Below are 19,389 nucleotides of genomic sequence, written 5' to 3'. Positions count from 1 at the left end.
TCCGGGAGACGCTCATGCCAGTCGATAAGACACAGGTGCTCGCCGCCCTGCGTCGGGTCAAAGGCCCAGACCTTGAAAGCAATATTGTCGACCTCGGCCTCGTATCCGAGGTCTTTATCAAGGACGACCATCCGTATTTCTCGATCACGATTCCGGCGAACCGCGCCGAGGAACTCGAGCAATTGCGCCTGGCCGCCGAGAAAGTCGTTGCCGAAATCAGCGGCGTCACGGGCGTCACCGCCGTCCTGACCGCCGAAGCTCAAGGCGGCCAGCCGCGCGAGACACGGGTTGCGAGCGGCCCCGTTAAAGCCGTCTCGGGTCCTCGTCCGGAGCATGCGCGCGTTCAGGCGGCTCGCGCCAAAGGTGCGACGGGTGACGGCGCCGGCCCGCGCCAAGCCGCAGCAGCTGGAGCGCAACCGGCCGCGAGAGCCCAGGGCATCCCCGGCGTCAAGCACGTCGTCGCCGTCGCGTCCGGCAAGGGCGGCGTCGGCAAATCGACAGTCGCGGTCAATCTCGCGCTTGGCCTGCAAGCCATCGGCCTGAAGGTCGGCATCGTCGACGCCGACATCTACGGCCCGTCGCAGCCACGCCTGCTCGGCATCAGCGGCAAGCCGCAGGTGGCGAACGGCAAGACCATCACCCCGCTCGAAGGTTGGGGCCTGAAAGTCATGTCGATGGGCTTTCTCGTCGATGAAGGCACGCCCGTCGTCTGGCGCGGACCGATGGTCGTCTCGGCGCTGACCCAGATGCTCCGCGAAACCGATTGGGCCGGTTCGACAGGCGATCTCGACGTCCTCATCATCGATATGCCGCCCGGCACCGGCGACGTGCAGTTGACGATCTCGCAAAACGTGCCGCTCTCGGGTGCCGTCGTTGTCTCGACGCCTCAGGATCTCGCGCTCATCGACGCCCGCAAGGGCATCGCGATGTTCAAGCGCGTCGAGGTGCCGATCCTCGGCATCGTCGAGAACATGAGTTACTTCCTCTGCCCGAAGTGCGGCGAACGCTCCGACGTCTTCGGTCACGGCGGTGCCCGCGACGAAGCGAGTAAGCTCGGCGTGCCGTTCCTCGGCGAAGTTCCGCTGCACATGGAAATCCGCGAAACCTCCGACAGCGGCAAGCCCGTGACGGTTGCCGCACCCGAAAGTGTCCACGCCGGAATCTTCCGCGATATCGCCGCGCGCACGTGGAGTGAGGTCGAGCGCGCCAAAGGCACGCTGACGCCGCCGCCGCTGCTCGATATCACCGATGGCGGCAAGACGCTGAAAGCGGCATTCCCCGACGGCCGCACCTTCGAATTGCCCGCCGAGTTCCTTCGCGTCGTCAGCCCTTCGGCTGAAGTCCAGGGCCACTCGCCGTCGCAGCGCATCACCGTGCCGAGGAAGAAGAACGTCAAGATCACCGGCATGAGCCCTGTCGGCAACTACGCGACGCGCATCGCCTTCGACGACGGCCATAACACCGGGCTCTACACCTGGGGTTATCTCCATCTCATCGGCCGCGAGAAAGATACGCGCTGGGGCCAGTACCTCGAAGAACTTGCAGCCAAGGGTTTGACGAGGGAATAAGAAATTACCCTCTCCCCTTGGGGAGAGGGTTCGGGTGAGGGGACAGTTTAGCTCCGCTCTTCCGGAACGATCGCGTAGTCCAGCTTTTCGCCGTTTCGCAGCACGGACGCGAGCACCTTCTGATTGATGTGCTTCGCATCGAGAACGCGCGCGACGTCATCGACGCCCGCGATCGGTACGCCGTCGAGCGCGATCAGGATGTCGCCCGCCTTAAGCCCGGCCGTATCCGCCGATCCACCCGTTTGCACGCTGCGAATGCCGATGGCGCCCGCCTGTGTCAAACCGAGCGCATGACGAATGCGTTGCGGCAGCACGACGTGTTCTGCAACGATGCCCATGACGCCGCGCCGCACGCGTCCGTGCGACAGGATTTGCGTCAGCACATATTCCGCCGTGTTCGACGCAACGGCGAAGCAAAGACCCTGCGCGCCCATGATCATCGCCGTATTGATGCCGATGACGTGCCCCGACGAATTGACGAGTGGCCCGCCGGAATTACCCGGATTGAGCGCGGCATCCGTCTGGATCACGTCGTCGATCAAACGCCCGTTCTCCGCCCGCAGCGAACGCCCGACCGCACTGATGATGCCCGCCGTCACCGTCGACTGAAAGCCGAGCGGATTGCCGATCGCAATCGCGATCTGGCCCGGGCGCAGCTTCTTCGAGTCCGCGAGACGCGCGAATTTCAGGCGCTCCGTCGTCTCCGCCCGCAGCACGGCGATGTCGGTGTCCGGGTCGCGGCCGACGAGGCGTGCGCCGAAATGCTGGCCGTCGCCCTGCGCAAGCGTGATCGACTGCGCGCCGTCAATGACGTGGTTGTTGGTCAGCACAAGGCCGTCCGGCGAAACGATGACGCCGCTGCCCGAGCCTTGTCCCGTGCGTCCGCCGCGCGTGCTTGTCACCTGCACATGCACGACGGCGGGCGATACCACGTCGACGACATCGACGACGGCGTTGCTATAAGCGTCCATGAGGACGGCGTCATCGCGGGCGATGCTACCGGGTAGCGCGCTTTGACGCTCGGCGTCAGACGAGTCAAAAACCCGAAAAATACTGTGTTCCATGATGCACCCGATGGGAGATGAAGTCGCGATTAGATGGCGACGGTCATCAATCCCATCAAGTCCTGGACGGTACTGGGACGCAGTGCAGCCATGCTGCCGCCGTTCGGCCAAAGGCCAAGAGCAGCGGCAATGACGTTCTTTCGAACGCTATTCGGCCGCTTGCCGCTCCAACGACTCGTAAGCCGCGTCGGCGCTCTCGAAGACGTGCGTGCCCAGTCCGCGTCGTCGCAGCGCCTCTTGCAGCTTCTGCCGCGTGATCGCGCTCGTGGCATAGCGCGCCGACCGCCCGTAATGGTTCTTCGAGACGTAGGCCACCATATCGGCATACTCGTCGTAGAGGTCTTCCGCGATCCGGCAGCCATCCTGATTGACCACAGCGTCGACCCGCTTACCGGTCGCCTTGCAGGCCTCGACAAGCACGGTCTTGAGATCGGCGACGTCGGCTTTCTTGCGCGCGCTCCAAGCCTGAAGGTTGACCGATAGAATGTTCCGGCCCGCGTCGTACGTCACACGATCCTTGAGGTTCTGATTCAGAAGGTCCGCGAGAAGATCCATTGGCTCGTCGATGAAGATCCGTGGGTTCATCGTCACCGGGTTGTGGATGTGAGGCTTGAACGCCATGTTCGGAAGAATGTCGCGCTCGATGTCGATGCCCGGCGCCACTTCGATCAATTCAAGGCCGTGATCGGTGAGCTGAAATACGCAGCGCTCGGTGACGTAAAGCACCGGCTGCGATTTCTGTGCCGCGTATTGGCCCGAGAACGTCACCTGCTCGACCTGCTTCACGAACTTCCGCGCGCGCCCCTCCTGCACGATCCGAACCTTGCCGTCCTCGATCGCGATTTTGAGGCCGCCCGCCGTGAACGTGCCAGCGAACACCACCGCGCGCGCGTTCTGCGAAATGTCGATGAACCCGCCGCAGCCGTTGAGCTTGCCGCCGAACTTGCTGGTGTTGACGTTGCCGAGGCTGTCGCATTCCGCCATGCCGAGGCACGTCAAATCAAGGCCGCCGCCATGGTAGAAATCGAACATCTGGTTTTGATCGAGGATCGAATGAGCGTTGGCCGATGAGCCGAAGCTCGATCCGCCCGCTAGCACGCCGCCAACCGCGCCTGCTTCCGTCGTCATGACGAGATACGGCGTAACTTTTTCTTCGTTGGCGACGTTCGCCACACCATCCGGCGCGCCGACGCCGAGATTGATGACACCGTTCGGCGGCAACTCGAAAGAAGCGCGCCTCGCGACGATCTTGCGCTCGTCGAGTTCCATCGTCGGCAGCCCATCGACCGTGACGCGAACTTCGCCCGCGAGACCCGGATCGTACATCACGCCGTAGTTCATGCGGTGCATCTCAGGCGGATCCGCGATAACGACGCAATCGACCAGGATGCCCGGAACCTTCACGTCCTTCGGCTTGATCGAGCCTTCCGCAACGATGCGTTCCACCTGCGCGATGACGATGCCGCCATTGTTGTGCGCGGCCATCGCCTGCGCCAGCACGTCGAGCGTCAGGGCTTCCCTCTCCATGCTGAGGTTGCCGAGCGGGTCGGCGCTGGTTGCACGGATGAGCGCGACGTTGATCGGCGTCGCCTTATAGAACAGCCATTCCTTGCCATCGACCTCGACCAGCTTGACGAGATCTTCCTTCGTCTTGGTATTGACCTTGCCGCCGCCAAGGCGCGGATCGACGTAGGTATGTAGGCCGACGCGGGTGAAAAGGCCCGGGCTGCCGGATGCGCAACTGCGGTAAAGCTTCGAGATCACGCCTTGGGGCAGGTTGTAGCCCTGGATCTTGTCGTCCTGTGCGGCCTGCGCGACTTTCGGCATACGCCCGAAGTTTGCGGCGATAACCCGCTTCAAAAGCCCGTCGTGATGCAATCGGCCCGTTCCGAGGCCTTTGCTGTCCCCGGCGCCGGCGCACATGATCAGGGTCAGGTCGCGTGGAGCGCCCGTCTCGACAAAGCGCTTCTCAAGAGCCGCGTGTAGCGCTTCAGGAATGCAGCTCTGAACAAACCCGGTCGTCGTGACGACGGCATTGTCGCCAATTCGCGCGATGGCCTCATCAGCAGAAATGACTTTGTTGGTAACCATGCGATGCGTTTCCCCGAGTCACAGCCTTGGATTGGGTGAGGCTTCGACCGGCCTCTTCACCATCCGAGCTGTTGTTTGTTTTATGCCGAAGACCAAGTCGTGCGCTCGGCCGATCATGGCGCATAGCGTAGCTACGCGAAACCTGCACCACTCAAGGGGGTAATGGCAGCCTATCCGAAAGTCGGCGGGCGGCTTATGCCGCACCCTAATGCAATCGAGACCTGCATAGGACGCGCGCCGGAAAGTCTGGCCATTAATCGTTTCACGCATGCTAGACAGCCCGCCATGACCGAACATTTTCGCCGTAATTTCATACCTCTGATCGTCGCCACCGCTCTCTTTATGGAGAACCTCGACGCGACGGTGCTTGCCACATCCTTGCCCGCAATCGCTAAAGATCTGAATGCAAACCCCATTCATCTTAAACTTGCCCTGACCACATATTTGCTGGCGCTGGCGGTTTTCATCCCGGCGTCGGGCTGGATGGCGGACCGTTTTGGCGCCAAAAACGTCTTTCGCGCGGCGATGGTCGTGTTCTCGGTCGGCTCCATTGCCTGTGGACTATCGACCGATCTCGGCTCGCTCATTGCTGCTCGTATCGTCCAGGGGATAGGCGGAGCGATGATGGCGCCGGTCGGCCGGCTCATTGTGCTGCGCACAATTCCGAAAACAGACATGATCAACGCAATCGCGTGGCTGACGGTTCCAGCGCTTGTCGGCCCCGTGCTCGGACCGCCGCTCGGTGGCTTCCTGACAACCTACTTCAACTGGCGCTGGATCTTCTGGATCAACATCCCGGTCGCGCTGGTCGGCCTCGTGCTCATCACCCGCTTCATTCCCGACACTCGCGAGAAGGTATCCAGCACCTTCGACGTTCGCGGCTTCCTGCTGATCGGCCCGGGCCTGTCGCTGTTCTTGACTGGCGTGACGCTGATGGGTCTCGGCCTCCTCAGCCGCGATCTGGTCGTGTTGATTACGCTTGCTGGCGCCGCGCTGCTTGCAACGTATGTGTGGTACGCGACGCGCGTTCCGGCGCCGATCATCGATCTCCGTCTGCTCGCCATTCCGACGTTTCGCGCCGGTGTCGTCGGCGGCTTTCTGTTTCGCACCGGCCTGGGCGCCGGACCCTTTCTACTGCCGCTGCTGTTTCAAGCAGGCTTCGGCATGACCGCCTTTCAGTCCGGATTGATGACATTCACAACCGGGATCGGCGCCATGTTTATGAAGACGCAGGCCGCAGCCATCATTCGTCGCTTTGGTTTTCGGCAGGTGTTGATCGCCAATGCCGTCGTCGCCAGCTTGTTCGCGGCTTTGCCGTCGCTGTTCTCGGCAAACACACCCTGGTTGTTGATAGTCACGCTTTTCCTGACAGGAGGTTTATCGCGCTCGCTGCAATTCACGAGCGTCAATACGCTCGCCTACGCCGACGTGCCACCCGAGCGGTTGAGCCGCGCCACGAGCTTCGCCGCTGTTTGCCAAGAGCTTTCAGGCTCAGTCGGCGTCACGATCGCGGCGTTGGGACTTCAGTTCATGCAATACATGCGAGGCGGCGACGCCATCGACGCTGATCATTTCCCGCCGGTCTTCATCCTGATCGCGGTCGTCTCGGCATCGTCGATCATCTTCTTCAGCCGCCTGTCACAGTCGGCCGGTGCTTCGCTTCTGCCGACGGAGGCGATGAAGGCCGCCGAACCCGCCAAGGAAGCCGCACGCCAGCGTGAAGGCCACATTGGGTAGACCGAAGCTGCACATGGAATTCACAAACACGAAAAGCCGCGATCGGGACGCGCCCGATCGCGGCAGCCTATTGCTGGTCGTGAAGAGAACGAAGCGGCTTAAGCCGCCTTCGCTTGGGCCTTCTGGCGCTGAGCCTTACGCGGTGCAGGTTGCTGCACGACACGCAGGGCAGGCACGGCGACGTCGGTATCCGTCCGCACGCGCTGGATGACCGCCTCGCGTGCCTGGAAGGCATCCGCGAGGGCGAGAAGAGCCGATGACGGCTTCAATCCCGCGCATCCGCGCGCGTCGACGGCGGCAAAGCCGGTCCGCGAGCACGCTTGCAAGGACAGGCGCCCGGAACTCAAGACCGCGACACCCGACACGCCGCCACCGGCGACGCGATCGAGGTGGAGGCTCTTGAGCTTGAGGCCCAAGCTCTCGACGGCGCGCTTGGTCGCACGCTCGGCCGACTTGACGTCGTCGAGGCGCTTGGCGCCGTGGAGATCGATATAGATCGTAGTCCCTGCACTAATAACGCTTTGCTCTGCAACCGGACTCGTCTCCGAGTCTTCGACTTCCGCATTGAACTCAGCGCGCGAGTGATCTTCCTCTTGGGCGGTGCTTGAACGAGTCAAGTCCATCCCCAATTGGAAGAGGGTGTCATTAAAGGCCATGTGACCCTCCCCAACCAGCAGATAGGTTTGACTCGCCCGCTCCTTACCTCATTGGTTCTGGGAAACCTCGACCATGTTGGCAGGTGGACAGACGAGAGATGCGCATATGAGGCCAACGCCCCCCCCACGCAAGACCTTTTTGACCCCTGGGGGGAATTTTTTTCAACGTGTCGCACCAGCGACTTAGCTGCAGCTTTTGTGACGCCTCGCCGACGCCTTCAATTCGTCATCGAAGCCAAACCAAGCCGTAAAAAAACCGCTAATTTTGATCGTCTTCCTGCTTGCCGAATAATTTATTCAGCAGGTTCTTTGCACTTTTCTTGGTTTTTTCCGTCTGCGGGTCGTCGTCGCCCTTCTTGCCGAACAGACCATCGACGATTTCGTCGGCGTTTTTGCCCTTGAGCTTCTTGCCGATCTTCTTGATCGCATCCATCGCCTTGTTGGGATCGGAAAGCACGCCTTTGAGGTCGGGCTGATAGCTCGGCTTGTCCCAGGAACCGCTTATCCGGACCGGCACCTCGATACCGGAAGCTTGCGCGTCACCCCCTTCGCCTTCGAGCGATGCGATGAGCTTCGGCTTCACCGTGTAATCGACGGTGCGCGCCGGCATGTGGATGGTGCCGCCGCCGGTCACGCGCAAAAGCGGGCTCACAAGCTGCAAATCCTGGTTCTCCGCGACGCCATTAGTGACGGTGAATGTCGCCGCCAGCGCGCTGAAATCCGTCTTCTCCGACGGCGATGTCCTGAGCGCCGAGAAATTGCCCTGCGAAAGTCCACGCAGCGCTGCCGGGAGATTGAAGCCGACGACGGAGCCATTCGAGAACTGGAAACCGGCCGTGCCGTTGAGGCTTTCGATCAACTGCAATTGGCTCGCGCCGTTCGCGGCAAGCTGAAGTTTGACGTTGGCGTTACCTGCAACCCAACCGAAATTCGCCGCGTCTTTGAGGAACGGCAGCGCCGAAACGCTGTCGAGCTTGAAGTTTGCGCCGACGTTCGCCGTTCCTGCCGAGCCATCGACCGTCAGCACGCCGCGGCCGTGCCCCTGATAAAGCGTGACGTCGTTGAACGTCGCCTGCATCGCGCGGTCCTTGACGGCCACATCGACGGAAGATTGCCCGATCGAGATGTTCTTGAAATGAAGCTTTCCAACGCTTACCCGCGCATTGCCATCGGCGACGCCAAGCAGCGTCAGGTTCAGCGCTTCGCTCGACCAGCCCGCGCGCTGCTCGACGCCGTAAACTTTCGTGCCCTGCTTTTGCAGCAGCTTTTGAATGTCGTCCGGCCCCGGCTGAGGCTCAGTCGGCGTCGTGGCGGGAGCTTGGTCTTCGCCTCCACCCGCGCCTTCCTTCGCCAGCATTCCGGTGACGGCGCTCGTCAGATATTTGTTGAGGTCGAGTTCGGAGATCGCGAGGTTGGCTTCGACGAACGGACGCGCGCCGCCGGTCGTAACCTTGATCGTGCCTTTCGCCGCTTCGCCGTCGAGTGCGAACGTCGCATTCGAGAATACGGTGACGTTGTCGGCCGTCTGTAGCGTGCCCTCAATCGAAAGCGGCCCGAAGCCGGAGACCGGCGGCAGGTGAGTGCCAAACCATTCCGCGAGTTGGCGCGCGGACTCCGCTTTCGCCGACACCTGGCCTTCGAGAGTGGCGCCGTCGTGGACTGTCAGATCGCCGTCGTATGAAGCAGCAATCAGCGTGTTCTTGGCGGAAAACGACAGGTGCGCGGGCGCATTCATGAACAGGCTGCGCACGTTTTCGATTCTGCCATCGAAATTGAGCTGCTGGTCGCGCCAGACGAGATTACCGTTCGCGACGAGCGGGCTTTGCAGTGACGGCAGCCCAAATTTTACGTTTACGCCGGAAACCTCGGACTTGCGTCCGGTCCGTTCGTCGCTGAAGCGGAACGTGCCGTCTTGAACGCTGACGTTATCGAGCTGCAGGTTGTTGATCACGCGGCTGACTTGGGGATTGTTATCCGCGTCCGCCGCCGCCACCTCGATTGCGCCCGCGTCCCGTAGCGTGCCCCGGCGCTGCAACTCTGCAAGCCGGGTCGACGCGTGATAAGCCGCGAATTTCCAATTGCTCCGTCCGCTCTTGTCGACGCGCAAATCGAAAACCGGCCGTTTGAGCGTCACCGAGTTGATCACCGGTTTGCGCTTGAAAAGCGACATCGCCTTCACGCTGACCTGCAGCGCTTCGGCCTGTATCAGGGTGCCGTCCATGCCGGGCGGCGCCGAAAGCGAAACGTCGTGCAGCGATACGCCGAGCACGGGGTAGAAATCGAACGACGCCGGTCCCGCGATCACGAGATCGCGACCCGTCCGGGCTTTGATCTGCTCGGTGATCCTCTGCCGGATGAAGTCGCTTGGCGGATTGAGCACAAAATAGCCGACACCCACGCCACCTGCGATCAGGAGAAAAAGAAAGAAGTAGACGGCGCCCATGAGAAGGCCGCTTCGCCGTCTTGGCGGCGGCCTTCGGGGGCCACCGGGCGGCGGCGGGCCACGGCGCGGGCCGGAACCGAGTGGCGCCCGCTCGAAGCTCGGTCGTTGCGGGGGCAACGGCGGTGGCGGCGGCACAGGATATTGGGAAACCATTCGTTCCTCGTCTTTGGCGGCAGCCCGCCCGCAAATCACGCGAAATATCGAGGCAAATTATGTCACTTGCGAGCCGCCGACGTCTGCGGCGCAAGGTCTACCCGATGCTGATGCCCAACGCGCGCCCCGAAGCTCGATTCACGCATCCGGTTTATCGCGCCGAACCATAACGGCTGGCACGCGCCCTCCCGTCGGGCGTCGCCAGCCGCCCCGTGTTGCATCCGCCCCACTGGATTGCATGATTTCACCACGACTCCGCCCAGGTTGTGACAAGCCGGGGGAAGATTTCTCCGTCGCATGTTCCCTGCGTCCTTCCCCCACCGACTTTCGCGCACCGGCCTCAAGGTCGGTGCGCTTTTTTTGATCGGCATTCTCCCTCTCACCGCCTACGCCTTGGGAGGGCGCGACGACCAGCCCGCGATCATCACCGGCATCGGCCGCGTTGTCGACGGCGATACCCTCGACGTTGGGCCGACGCGCGTCCGCCTCGAAGGCATCGATGCGCCGGAGATCGCGCAGACCTGTCAAACAGCCCGTGGTGAGACGTGGAACTGCGGCGTGGCGGCCGCGACGATGTTGCGCAAACTCGCCGAGCACCAAGATCTGTCGTGCGATCGGAAAGGCACGGACCGCTATCGTCGCGTCCTCGCGACCTGCTTCGCCGATGGCATCGATATCGACGAAGCGATGGTGAAAGCCGGTTTGGCATGGGCCTTCGTCCGGTATTCCGTCACGTATGTCGGCGTCGAAACCGAAGCGCGAAACGCGAAGATCGGCGTCTGGCAAGGCCCGGCGGAAGCGCCTTGGGATTTTCGCCGCAACGAATGGCAAGTCGCGGAAACGGGCGCTCCGAAGGGATGCGCGATCAAAGGCAACGTCTCGTCTCATGGCCGCATCTATCACATGCCTTGGGACCCTTGGTACGACAGCGTGAACATGGATTTGGCCAAAGGCAAGCGCTGGTTCTGCTCGGAACAGGACGCCATTGCGGCAGGCTGGCGTCCCGCGTCTCCGAATTAAGCGTTCCCGCTCGCCGCCGTCTCACGCGCCGCGACCGCTTGCGGCACGAGCCAGCCGCGGTAGTGCGCGAGCAGACCAACGATCGGTAGCCGGATCGCGACATCGAAGTGAAAGCGTCCGTCGCCGCCGACGAATTCCCGTGTCTCCGATTTCGGCGCCAGGAAAAGCGGTAGCGGCATCGCGCCGAAGCGCCACCCAACGACCGGCATCTCGATTTCTCCGCGCTGGGCTTTGATCGCGAGTCGCACGCTGACCGCGCCGAAGCGCTCGGAAATGATCGCGCCGCCTTCATGACTGAGCCGCGAGACAAAGCGGCGACCGCCGAAATTTCGCGTCCAGGTTTCCCCACCCTCGCGACGGTCAACCGTGACGATCACATCGACGTCTCGCCCCGACGGCGGAAACCCGAAGACCCGCCGCACGATGCGCCCGGCAAATGAATCGGACGCGTCGATATCGGCTTTCCCCACCCAGACGGGCGGCGCATCTTGATCGTGAAATGCCTTGAGAGTTCTAGGCAGCGACGCATAGCTGCCGCCGCACGCCGCCTCGATCAAGCTCGCATCGCTTGCGACCGTGACAGCGCGAGAGGTCACGTGCGATGGCGGTTCCATTTCGGCTTCGATGTCCTTGAGCAGCAGCGCGCCAATCTCTGCGCCGGTCTTTTTGCCGCCGCCCAACAACGCGCGCGTCAATGCCACGGCCGGAAGCACCGGAACGTCCGGACCGTGTCCCGGCAACGCGTGAAGTGTCCATCGTGCCGACGTCAGCCGTCCATCGCCATCGAGGCCGGTGCAATCGACAATCATGCCGCCGTGATCGCAAGCAAAAGGCCGCGTCAGCGAACGTGCCCTGACGAGATATGGCGCCCACGCCTCCAAATCGGAAATGAAACCCCGACGTCTGAGATGCGCGAGCAACAAAAGTCCGAACTGTTCGACACGGGATTCAAGTCCGGCGCCGAACGACACACGCGAGGTCACGGAAAATCGCTTCGGCATCACCATCGCGTCGGCGGTCTCGACCGGTGACGCGTAGCGAACGCCGAGTCCATCGACATGCAAGCGGCGTGCGCTTCCCCACCCCGTCGTCTTCTGTTGTCGTCCTTCGACAAATGTCGCAATCGGCGCGCCGCTATAGGAGAGGATAGCTCGGACCACCGCCTCTCCGACATCGCCTTTGCCGCCCGGCAAAATGGCAATGTCGACGCTATCGATGCGTCGCCACCCGCGCGTCAGATCTTCGGCAACAGCCATCGATAGCGCTGGCGTGGAACTCGCACCCGCCCGCGCGACGACGTCTTTCTCGCGTGCGATGGCGTCGAGCGCTGGGCCAAATCCGAGCAGATAATCGCGGGCATCCGCAAGGTCGATCCAGTGCGCGCCGGCGCCGATCACGGCTCGGGCAAGGTCATAGCTCGCGACTTGAAATGGCCCCGAGGCATCGATCACGAGCCACGGAGCGAGCGACACGAGTCGTTCGATGCTAGCAGCGTCGTTGCGAGCGAAGGCCAGCGGGGTAATTCTTCCGCCACCTCCGAGCGCATCCGCGAGTGCCGTTGCACGGGCTTCCCTGCGCGACGTGAGAAAAAGCGCGACGCCATCCAGTGAAACAAGACGTCGCGCCAGCCGTTGGCCAAAAAACCCCGTCGATCCGATCAATACGATGCGACGGGGCACACAACGGCTCCTGGCGTCTTAGTTCTGTCGGTCGTCATTACCCCGATCGTCGCCCTGGTCGTCAACGGGGCCACCATCGTCCGGACCGCCGCCAGGGCCGTCGTCATAAGCAGGCTGCCGGTCACCCGGCCGCGGTGCCGGCGGCGGCGGACCATTGTCGCGTGCCAGAAGCGGCGTGATGCGTCGCACAGCTACGCGCCGGTTAAGCCTCTCTGGTGCTTGCGTTGGCACCTTCAGATAGTCTTCGCCGTAACCCTGCGTCGTCAGATTCTCGAACGGGATCTGGAACTGCTCGGACAGAACCTCGGCAACGGACTCCGCACGCCGATCGGACAGCGAAAGATTGTCCTCCGGCGATCCAACGGCGTCCGTATATCCCTCGATCATGAACACCTCGTTGGGGTTCCGCTCGATGATACGGCGCATCGCCCGCGCGATCCGTTCGAGCTTGCCGTACTGGATCGGATTGACGTCCCACGAACCGAAATCGAACGTGATGTCGTCGAGGTCGACGCGGCGCATCCGGTCACGAAGCGCAGCCGTCGCGCGGATTTCATCGAGCGTGTACCGGTCGCGGAAGTCTTCGACAGGCGGCGCGCTCAATGCATCGTAGACGTCCTCGTCGCTCGCGCGTTCGTAATCGACGATGTATTCGTCGCGCGGAATGGTGACGCGAGGCGGCGGCACATCCAGAACAGAATTCAAGATCGCCGCCCCGGCGACCACTCCGACGCCGATACCGATGCCAGCCGCGAGGTTTCGGCCGAAGTTGTCGTGCCGGCGGCGGCGATTGTCGATGATGATGACGTCCCGGCCGTCCGGACCGCGTCTATAACGCCGGACGAGCTGGCCGTGCGAGTCCGTCTCCGAGTAGACTTTATATCCGCCCGGACGATCGATGACCGCGATGTTTCCGCCGCCTTTGCCCTTCTCGAAACGGGCATTCGGCGACACGCGTCGCAAGCGCTCGTTGTCGTCATGCGTGATCATGACCCGATTGTTCTCTCGGTAGATGCGCCGCTTGCCGGGCTCTTCGATCACGACGCCCTTGCCGCCGTCGATCTTCACTTCTTTGCGTTGACCGCGAAGAGCTTCGAAGCGGCGTTTGGAATCGCTTGCCGAGAGGGGCGGCGTATTCGGCGGCCGGAAGTTGGACGCCGGCCTATTGAGAGTCTCGGGTTTACCGACCGCGCCCGGTGGCTTGCCCTGGCCAGCTTGATTGCGGTCATTCCCACCAAAGGGCTTCTGGAACTGGCCTCTGTTCCGATCGTTGTTCTTGTTGTTATTATTGTCGTTGTTCTGGCCACCGAACTTGTTGTCGAAATTCTGCGGCCCGGCATTTTGCGGGCGCTGTTGTTTTTGCGGAACCACCACGTCGTTCGCAACCGGCGGTTTCGGCTGAAAGTTAGGCTTCGGCTTGACGAACGCGTTGGGATTTCCACCCTGTCCGCCATTGCCGAACTGCTTGGGTTGAACATTCGGCTGCGGGTTCTGACCGAAATTCGGCTTCCCGCGCTTTTCTTCCTTGTTTCCCTGGTTGTTTCCCTGCGGGCGCTCGCGGTGCTGCTTATCGGGCCTGCCTTCTTGTCGGTTCCGATCGCCGCCGCCTTGCTCTTTGCCCTCTTGTTTCTTGTCGTTTTTGTTGCCCCACTTGCCCTGAGGCTGCTGATCATCGGCTTTGACCAACGATGGCGACACCGCGACTGCCGCCAGGAGCGAAGCAGCGGCGAGTGCGACGTGTCGGCTAGATTTCATGGCATTCCCTCGAATAATTTGCGTCTGCGTTTGACGCCGCGAATCGGTTTTGACCGGATCGCCCTTTTACCGGAATTCGCGCTTTCGCCGCAGTGTGCGGTATGGGCAGACGATCTCCGCGCTTGAGCAGGGCTTAAGGGCAGCCATATGAAGCGAGCGTGAATAGGGTACGTCGAAATCATGGCGCAAAATATTTCTTTCGCTTCAACCAATCGAGAAAGCGAGAAAAAGCGGCCTGCTGATCATTGTTTCCGATATAGCGGATCGAGCCCAGAGCGACGAAAGTAGAAGATCGATAGCCAGGGCCGAGCGTATCGAGATCGCGTCCGACGATCGGTCGAGCGCTAAGAGCCGCGCGATAGGGCCTGCCCTTCGATCTCGGCTGCCAGCGGTGAAATCGATGGCTCGTACAACCCGAAGCGCGCGACATGCCGATGCCGAATTGATCTTAGCCGAGGCCTATTTCGACACGTCAAATCAAAGACATGGACGCATTTTAAATAGCTCGGTTGCAAGCTATTCACGACCTTGCGCGCACATACAGCACGAGGCTGCGAATTATCGTAACATCGAGCCGAGCATAATGTGCTTCGCTGCGTTTCGCCCAACTTGGGAGTTTGAGAAAATGTCATTCGATCAACCCGACGTCCGAGCCATGAAGCTGGCGCTCGAGACTTCGCTTCGTTCGAACTGGAAACTGTTTCTTTTCGAAGGGATCGTTTTGGTCATCCTTGGCGCCGCCGCAATTCTCGTGCCCCCGATCGCGACGCTGACGGTGACGTTCTTCATTGGTTGGCTCTTGCTGTTCAGCGGTGCCGCCGGTCTTTACACGACGTTTTCCATGCGCCCGATGGCGGGCTTCTGGTGGTCGTTGTTGTCTGCGGTAATCGGTATTGGCGCAGGCCTCGTCCTGCTCACCTCCCCCGGGACAGGAGCAGTCTCTCTGACGATCGTGCTGGTCGCCTTCTTCATCATTGAAGGCATCGCGTCCATCATGTTCGCCCTCGAACACCGCAACGAACTGCCGGGAACTTGGGTGATCATGCTTCTCAGCGGTATCGTCGATCTCGTGCTCGGCGGCATGATCTTTCTCGGCCTTCCGTCCACGGCAGCCTGGGCTATCGGCCTGCTGGTCGGCATCAACATGATCTTTGGCGGGTTCGCCTTGATCTCGATGGCGATGCAGGCTCGCAATATCGAACCCAAAGCCTAGCGAAGCGCGCGCAATCCGACACGCCACTCTTTTCGCTGCATCGCCCTGCGGTGCAGCGAAAGTTTGATCGAGATCATTCCGGCCGTACGCAGTTGCAACGAGAGTGCGCCCGTTCCCGATAAAGAATAGCGTCGGGAACGCAAGCATTTGGAGCTGACATGTCGGAAATCAAAATCGACGAAGCCCTATGGGCATCGAGCATCTTTCCCGAAGGCATGGTTGTGAGGTGGCTCGTTCCCGATGGCTCGAGAGTCGTCGCCGGACATGCGATCGCGGAAGTCCGCATCGAAGACGCACTTCATGAAATCGCCGCACCCACAGACGGCCTCGTGACGATCGTCGCCCGTGAAAACAGCGTCGTCGATCCGGGCTCACTGCTCGCAACGTTGTCGGATTGAAGCTGACATGTCGCTTGCAGGGAAGAAAGGCCTCGTTGTCGGCATCGCCAACGAGCACAGCATCGCGTATGGCTGCGCCAAAGCTTTTCGTAACGCCGGCGCCGATCTCGCGGTAACGTATCTGAATGCTAAGGCCGAGCCCTATGTGCGGCCCTTGGCCGAAGAACTTCAAAGCCCCTTGATCGCGGCGTGCGACGTCCGTGAGCCGGGCCAGCTCGAAGCCTTGTTTGCGCGCATCGAGAAGGAATGGGGCAAGCTCGACTTCTTGCTGCATTCGATCGCATTTGCGCCGAAGGAAGACCTCCACAGCCGCGTCGTCGATTGCACCTCGGCGGGCTTTGCCTTGGCGATGGATGTTTCGTGTCACTCCTTCATCCGCATGGCGCATCATGCCGAACCTCTGATGAAAGACGGCGGCTGCCTGCTGACCGTGACGTTTTACGGCTCCGAGAAGGTCGTCGAAGAATACAATCTGATGGGCCCCGTGAAGGCGGCTCTCGAATCCTCGGTTCGCTATATGGCGGCCGAACTCGGCAAGAAGCGCATTCGTGTTCACGCCCTCTCGCCGGGGCCTCTCAAGACGCGCGCCGCTTCCGGCATCGACCGCTTCGATGAGCTTCTGGAACGCACGCGCCAGCGGATGCCGGAGCGCCAGCTTGTTTCGATCGAGGATGTCGGCAGCGTCGCCACGTTCCTCGTCGGCGACGGCGCCAAGGCTCTCACAGGCAATCTCGAATATATCGACGGCGGCTATCATGTCCTCGGATAGCCCGTAGGAGACATCATGGACCTGATGACCAATCGCACCTTCGACGAACTGCAAGTCGGAGACAGCGCGAGCCTGGAACGGACGTTGACCCATCGCGACATCGAATTGTTCGCTGCCGTCTCGGGTGACGTCAATCCGGCGCACGTCGATCCCGAGTTCGCCAAGACGGATATTTTTCACGGCGTCGTGGTGCATGGAATGTTGGGCGCGGCTTTGATCTCGACCGTGCTCGGCACCAAGCTTCCCGGCCCCGGCACGATCTACCTCGATCAGACGCTCCAGTTTCGCCATCCCATCCGCATCGGCGACACCGTGACGGTAACGCTGACGGTCGCTGAAAAACTCGCCAAAGGCCGCGTCAATCTCGATTGCAAAGCCGTCAATCAGAAGGGCGAAGACGTGATAACGGGCGTCGCGACGATTCTGGCCCCCAACGAGAAGATCTCGCGCCCGCGCGTCATGCTTCCCGAAGTCGAGATTCACGAAAATACAGGAAGCTGAACGCGGCGTCGCTTTCGCCTCTCAGGGCACGAGCACGGCTGCGCCCGAAAAGCGTCCGGCCCTCAGATCCGCGAGTGCCTCATTGGCCCGCGCGAGCGGATAGACTGTCGTTGTCGTGTGAACTCCAGCCTTGGGCGCGATCGCAAGAAACTCTCGCGCGTCCTGGCGCGTGAGGTTCGCGACCGACAGGATTTCCCGCTCTTCCCACAAAATATCGTAGGGGAATTGTGGGATGTCGCTCATGTGAATGCCGCCACAGACGACGCGCCCACCTTTGCGCACCGCCCTGAGAGCAGCCGGCACGAGCGCACCGACGGGGGCGAAGATGATCGCCGAATCGAGTTCTTCCGGCGGCTTTTCGTTGGAACCGCCGCACCAACGCACGCCGAGCGAGCGCGCGAATTCCTGGGCGTCCGTGTCGTCTTGTCGTGTGAAGCCGTACACGTCGCGGCCCTGCCAGATGCATACCTGCGCGATGATATGCGCCGCGGCGCCAAAGCCGTAGAGGCCGATGCGCTTACCATCGCCCGCCATGCGCAACGATCGCCAGCCGATCAGGCCCGCGCACATCAGCGGCGCCGCCGCGACAGGATCATCGAAGCCGGGCATCGGAAAGGCGAAATCCGCGTCCGCGATGACGTGCGTCGCGAAACCGCCATCCCGCGTGTAGCCCGTGAAAAGCGGAAAATCGCACAGGTTTTCTCGGTCGGCGACGCAATAGCTACACTGTCCGCACGTATGTCCAAGCCAGGGAACGCCGACGCGCTCTCCGATTGTGTGATTCCGAACGTCCGGTCCGATCGCATCGACGATGCCGACAATTTCATGACCCGGAATAACCGGCCGTTTCGGATCGGTAAGATCGCCGTCGATCACATGCAGATCGGTTCGGCAAACCGCGCACGCTTCGACGCGCACGCGGATCTCACCCTTTTCTGGTGTCGGATCGGGTCTATCTTCGAGAGTCAGAGGTTGCCCGACGGCTCGGAAGACCATGGCTTTCATGATTGGCACATCTTTCGCAATGAATTGGCGGAAGCTGCCATGCTTCGCGCGTTCCGGCCACCACGCCGGCAGCGCGGCCGGAAACGCTTTAGGCGCTGCGCACAGCGTTGGCGAGCGGCGCTTGCTCGTCGGGTGTGTAGACCACCATGCCCGACATCGGATCGATCCACGATAGGTGGCTGCGAACGTTTTTAACGCCGGGCACGTTTTCGGCGGCGACGATCGCCGCCTCGTCCTGCCGATAGGCGGTATAGCAGCCCCAGAGATCGACGTTACCGTCATTGACGGTCACGTTCACGAACTCGTTCGCCGCCCAAGGCAATTCGCCGAGAGCAGCGATGACGCTCTCGCGGATTTTCGCATCGCTCTGATCGACACTTGCGCTTCTGACCAGCCCAGACAAAGCCTGCAGCAGATTGGCCCGGCTCAAAATGCCGACGACAGCACCGTCCTTGACGACCGGCACACGCTTGATCTGGTTCTTCTCCATGATGTGAATGACCTCACTGAGGTCGGTTTCCGGCGCGACGGTGATCGGATCCCGCGTCATCACCTCCGAAACCTTCCGGCCATGCGAACGGATGTATTCGTTCGCGAGCGTCTCCGAACCGGTCAGCAGATCACGCCAGAATGAGCGCTTCACTTCCGTGCCGGTCTCCGTGCGGCGCAAGCAATCGCCCTCCGTCACCACTCCGACGAGCTTACCGTCCTCTCCAACGACAGGCAGCCCGCTAATCCGGCGGTCGAGCATGAGCTGGATCATATCGCTGAGCGTGCCATTGGGACCGATCGTGACGACCTTGCTGGTCATGACATCGCTGGCTTTCATGGGTCCGTCTCCTACACGCTGCTGTCCTATTTCGACGAGCATTTGCCGCAACAACCTTTTTCATTTTCCGAAGCACATGCGTTGGAGCCTTCGAACGCCGAGCGCATGGCCGACCAAGACAAGTCCGCGATTTGATTGAACTCCGCGGAATAATCCCTCGACGCTTGCTGCCAGAACTCAGACATCGCGACGCTCAAATCGTCAGCCGTTTTGCATGCCGCGATCTGCTGCGGAAATTTAAGATCCTTAAGCCATCGTTCGCCGATGAACTGCAGCCAGCTCTGCGCGACTTCGCCGCCGGCCTCGAATGCCGATGTGTTCCAGAACTCCATATACGCAGTTGCCGGATTGAAGGCATTGAGTAGCGGTGCAATTCCGGGTGCCGGCACGTTTGTGCCGCTTTCACGCCGAGTAGGTTTATCGAGCATGCTCGTCACTCCTATGCTTGCGCCATCGAAAAAGCGATTATCGCTCCGCGCCGCCCCGCCGCCTTGACAGAGGTCAAGAG

16 protein-coding genes are annotated in these 19,389 nt (G+C 61.4%); 7 read left to right on the top strand and 9 right to left on the bottom strand.

Annotated elements, in window-relative coordinates:
• Positions 1–14 precede the first annotated feature (14 nt).
• A complete protein-coding gene (locus WC811_RS09420; protein WP_372643467.1) occupies positions 15–1,568 on the top strand; it encodes a P-loop NTPase in 1,554 nt (517 codons plus the stop codon).
• Between the two features lie 47 nt (positions 1,569–1,615).
• Here the strand turns inward: WC811_RS09420 and WC811_RS09415 are convergent, their stop codons facing one another.
• Complete coding sequence (locus tag WC811_RS09415) at positions 1,616–2,632, bottom strand: S1C family serine protease (RefSeq protein ID WP_372643465.1); 1,017 nt, start codon at positions 2,630–2,632, stop codon at positions 1,616–1,618.
• A gap of 147 nt (positions 2,633–2,779) precedes the next feature.
• Positions 2,780–4,723 (bottom strand): acyl CoA:acetate/3-ketoacid CoA transferase, encoded by a 1,944-nt coding sequence (locus WC811_RS09410; protein WP_372643463.1) that lies wholly within the window; start codon positions 4,721–4,723, stop codon positions 2,780–2,782.
• Positions 4,724–5,008: 285 nt separating this feature from the next.
• On the opposite strand from WC811_RS09410, the gene WC811_RS09405 reads away from it, so the two are divergent.
• Positions 5,009–6,460, top strand: coding sequence for a DHA2 family efflux MFS transporter permease subunit (locus WC811_RS09405; RefSeq protein ID WP_372643460.1), 1,452 nt, complete (start codon positions 5,009–5,011; stop codon positions 6,458–6,460).
• A 98-nt stretch (positions 6,461–6,558) separates the two neighbouring features.
• Here the strand turns inward: WC811_RS09405 and WC811_RS09400 are convergent, their stop codons facing one another.
• Positions 6,559–7,116 carry an S-adenosylmethionine decarboxylase family protein gene (locus WC811_RS09400; protein WP_372643458.1) on the bottom strand — a complete coding sequence of 186 codons (558 nt, stop codon included), beginning with the start codon at positions 7,114–7,116 and terminating at the stop codon, positions 6,559–6,561.
• A gap of 259 nt (positions 7,117–7,375) precedes the next feature.
• Entirely contained in the window at positions 7,376–9,712 is a 2,337-nt protein-coding gene (locus WC811_RS09395) for an AsmA family protein (RefSeq protein WP_372643456.1), read from the bottom strand.
• 297 nt (positions 9,713–10,009) lie between these two features.
• On the opposite strand from WC811_RS09395, the gene WC811_RS09390 reads away from it, so the two are divergent.
• Positions 10,010–10,732 (top strand): thermonuclease family protein, encoded by a 723-nt coding sequence (locus WC811_RS09390; protein ID WP_372643454.1) that lies wholly within the window; start codon positions 10,010–10,012, stop codon positions 10,730–10,732.
• On the opposite strand, the gene WC811_RS09385 is transcribed toward WC811_RS09390, so the two are convergent.
• Both WC811_RS09385 and WC811_RS09380 read right to left on the bottom strand, forming a co-directional pair.
• Positions 10,729–12,411 (bottom strand): DUF4166 domain-containing protein, encoded by a 1,683-nt coding sequence (locus tag WC811_RS09385; RefSeq protein WP_372643452.1) that lies wholly within the window; start codon positions 12,409–12,411, stop codon positions 10,729–10,731. The genes WC811_RS09390 and WC811_RS09385 overlap by 4 nt on opposite strands.
• Before the next feature lie 18 nt (positions 12,412–12,429).
• On the bottom strand, positions 12,430–14,166 hold the full coding sequence (locus WC811_RS09380) for an OmpA family protein (protein ID WP_372643449.1): 1,737 nt from the start codon (positions 14,164–14,166) through the stop codon (positions 12,430–12,432).
• A 625-nt stretch (positions 14,167–14,791) separates the two neighbouring features.
• On the opposite strand from WC811_RS09380, the gene WC811_RS09375 reads away from it, so the two are divergent.
• The 4 genes from WC811_RS09375 to WC811_RS09360 all read left to right on the top strand — a co-directional run bounded on the left by WC811_RS09375 (position 14,792) and on the right by WC811_RS09360 (position 17,047).
• Complete coding sequence (locus WC811_RS09375; RefSeq protein ID WP_372643446.1) at positions 14,792–15,379, top strand: HdeD family acid-resistance protein; 588 nt, start codon at positions 14,792–14,794, stop codon at positions 15,377–15,379.
• A 158-nt stretch (positions 15,380–15,537) separates the two neighbouring features.
• Complete coding sequence (locus WC811_RS09370) at positions 15,538–15,777, top strand: lipoyl domain-containing protein (RefSeq protein ID WP_372643444.1); 240 nt, start codon at positions 15,538–15,540, stop codon at positions 15,775–15,777.
• A gap of 7 nt (positions 15,778–15,784) precedes the next feature.
• Positions 15,785–16,546: an enoyl-ACP reductase FabI gene (gene fabI / locus WC811_RS09365; RefSeq protein ID WP_372643441.1), complete on the top strand. Its 762-nt coding sequence runs from the start codon at positions 15,785–15,787 to the stop codon at positions 16,544–16,546.
• A 15-nt stretch (positions 16,547–16,561) separates the two neighbouring features.
• Entirely contained in the window at positions 16,562–17,047 is a 486-nt protein-coding gene (locus WC811_RS09360; protein WP_372643439.1) for a MaoC/PaaZ C-terminal domain-containing protein, read from the top strand.
• Between the two features lie 21 nt (positions 17,048–17,068).
• Here the strand turns inward: WC811_RS09360 and WC811_RS09355 are convergent, their stop codons facing one another.
• From WC811_RS09355 to WC811_RS09345, 3 genes are all read right to left on the bottom strand, one after another.
• Entirely contained in the window at positions 17,069–18,052 is a 984-nt protein-coding gene (locus WC811_RS09355) for a zinc-dependent alcohol dehydrogenase family protein (RefSeq protein WP_372643437.1), read from the bottom strand.
• An 88-nt stretch (positions 18,053–18,140) separates the two neighbouring features.
• Positions 18,141–18,881, bottom strand: coding sequence for a CBS domain-containing protein (locus tag WC811_RS09350; protein WP_372643435.1), 741 nt, complete (start codon positions 18,879–18,881; stop codon positions 18,141–18,143).
• A gap of 26 nt (positions 18,882–18,907) precedes the next feature.
• Positions 18,908–19,309: a phasin family protein gene (locus WC811_RS09345; protein ID WP_372643432.1), complete on the bottom strand. Its 402-nt coding sequence runs from the start codon at positions 19,307–19,309 to the stop codon at positions 18,908–18,910.
• Positions 19,310–19,389 lie beyond the last annotated feature (80 nt).

It is taken from the genome of Hyphomicrobium sp. (assembly GCF_041659645.1).
Taxonomy (GTDB): domain Bacteria; phylum Pseudomonadota; class Alphaproteobacteria; order Rhizobiales; family Hyphomicrobiaceae; genus Hyphomicrobium_B.
The sequence above is the reverse complement of the archived record's forward strand: the minus strand, read 5'-3'. Positions and strand labels throughout refer to the sequence as shown.

Bases quoted from the DNA above. Each gene is read 5' to 3' on its own strand.
- WC811_RS09420 (WP_372643467.1), top strand. From the start codon at position 15: ATGCCAGTCGATAAGACACAGGTGCTCGCCGCCCTGCGTCGGGTCAAA.
- WC811_RS09415 (WP_372643465.1), bottom strand. From the start codon at position 2,632: ATGGAACACAGTATTTTTCGGGTTTTTGACTCGTCTGACGCCGAGCGT.
- WC811_RS09410 (WP_372643463.1), bottom strand. From the start codon at position 4,723: ATGGTTACCAACAAAGTCATTTCTGCTGATGAGGCCATCGCGCGAATT.
- WC811_RS09405 (WP_372643460.1), top strand. From the start codon at position 5,009: ATGACCGAACATTTTCGCCGTAATTTCATACCTCTGATCGTCGCCACC.
- WC811_RS09400 (WP_372643458.1), bottom strand. From the start codon at position 7,116: ATGGCCTTTAATGACACCCTCTTCCAATTGGGGATGGACTTGACTCGT.
- WC811_RS09395 (WP_372643456.1), bottom strand. From the start codon at position 9,712: ATGGTTTCCCAATATCCTGTGCCGCCGCCACCGCCGTTGCCCCCGCAA.
- WC811_RS09390 (WP_372643454.1), top strand. From the start codon at position 10,010: ATGTTCCCTGCGTCCTTCCCCCACCGACTTTCGCGCACCGGCCTCAAG.
- WC811_RS09380 (WP_372643449.1), bottom strand. From the start codon at position 14,166: ATGAAATCTAGCCGACACGTCGCACTCGCCGCTGCTTCGCTCCTGGCG.
- WC811_RS09375 (WP_372643446.1), top strand. From the start codon at position 14,792: ATGTCATTCGATCAACCCGACGTCCGAGCCATGAAGCTGGCGCTCGAG.
- WC811_RS09370 (WP_372643444.1), top strand. From the start codon at position 15,538: ATGTCGGAAATCAAAATCGACGAAGCCCTATGGGCATCGAGCATCTTT.
- fabI (WP_372643441.1), top strand. From the start codon at position 15,785: ATGTCGCTTGCAGGGAAGAAAGGCCTCGTTGTCGGCATCGCCAACGAG.
- WC811_RS09360 (WP_372643439.1), top strand. From the start codon at position 16,562: ATGGACCTGATGACCAATCGCACCTTCGACGAACTGCAAGTCGGAGAC.
- WC811_RS09355 (WP_372643437.1), bottom strand. From the start codon at position 18,052: ATGAAAGCCATGGTCTTCCGAGCCGTCGGGCAACCTCTGACTCTCGAA.
- WC811_RS09350 (WP_372643435.1), bottom strand. From the start codon at position 18,881: ATGAAAGCCAGCGATGTCATGACCAGCAAGGTCGTCACGATCGGTCCC.
- WC811_RS09345 (WP_372643432.1), bottom strand. From the start codon at position 19,309: ATGCTCGATAAACCTACTCGGCGTGAAAGCGGCACAAACGTGCCGGCA.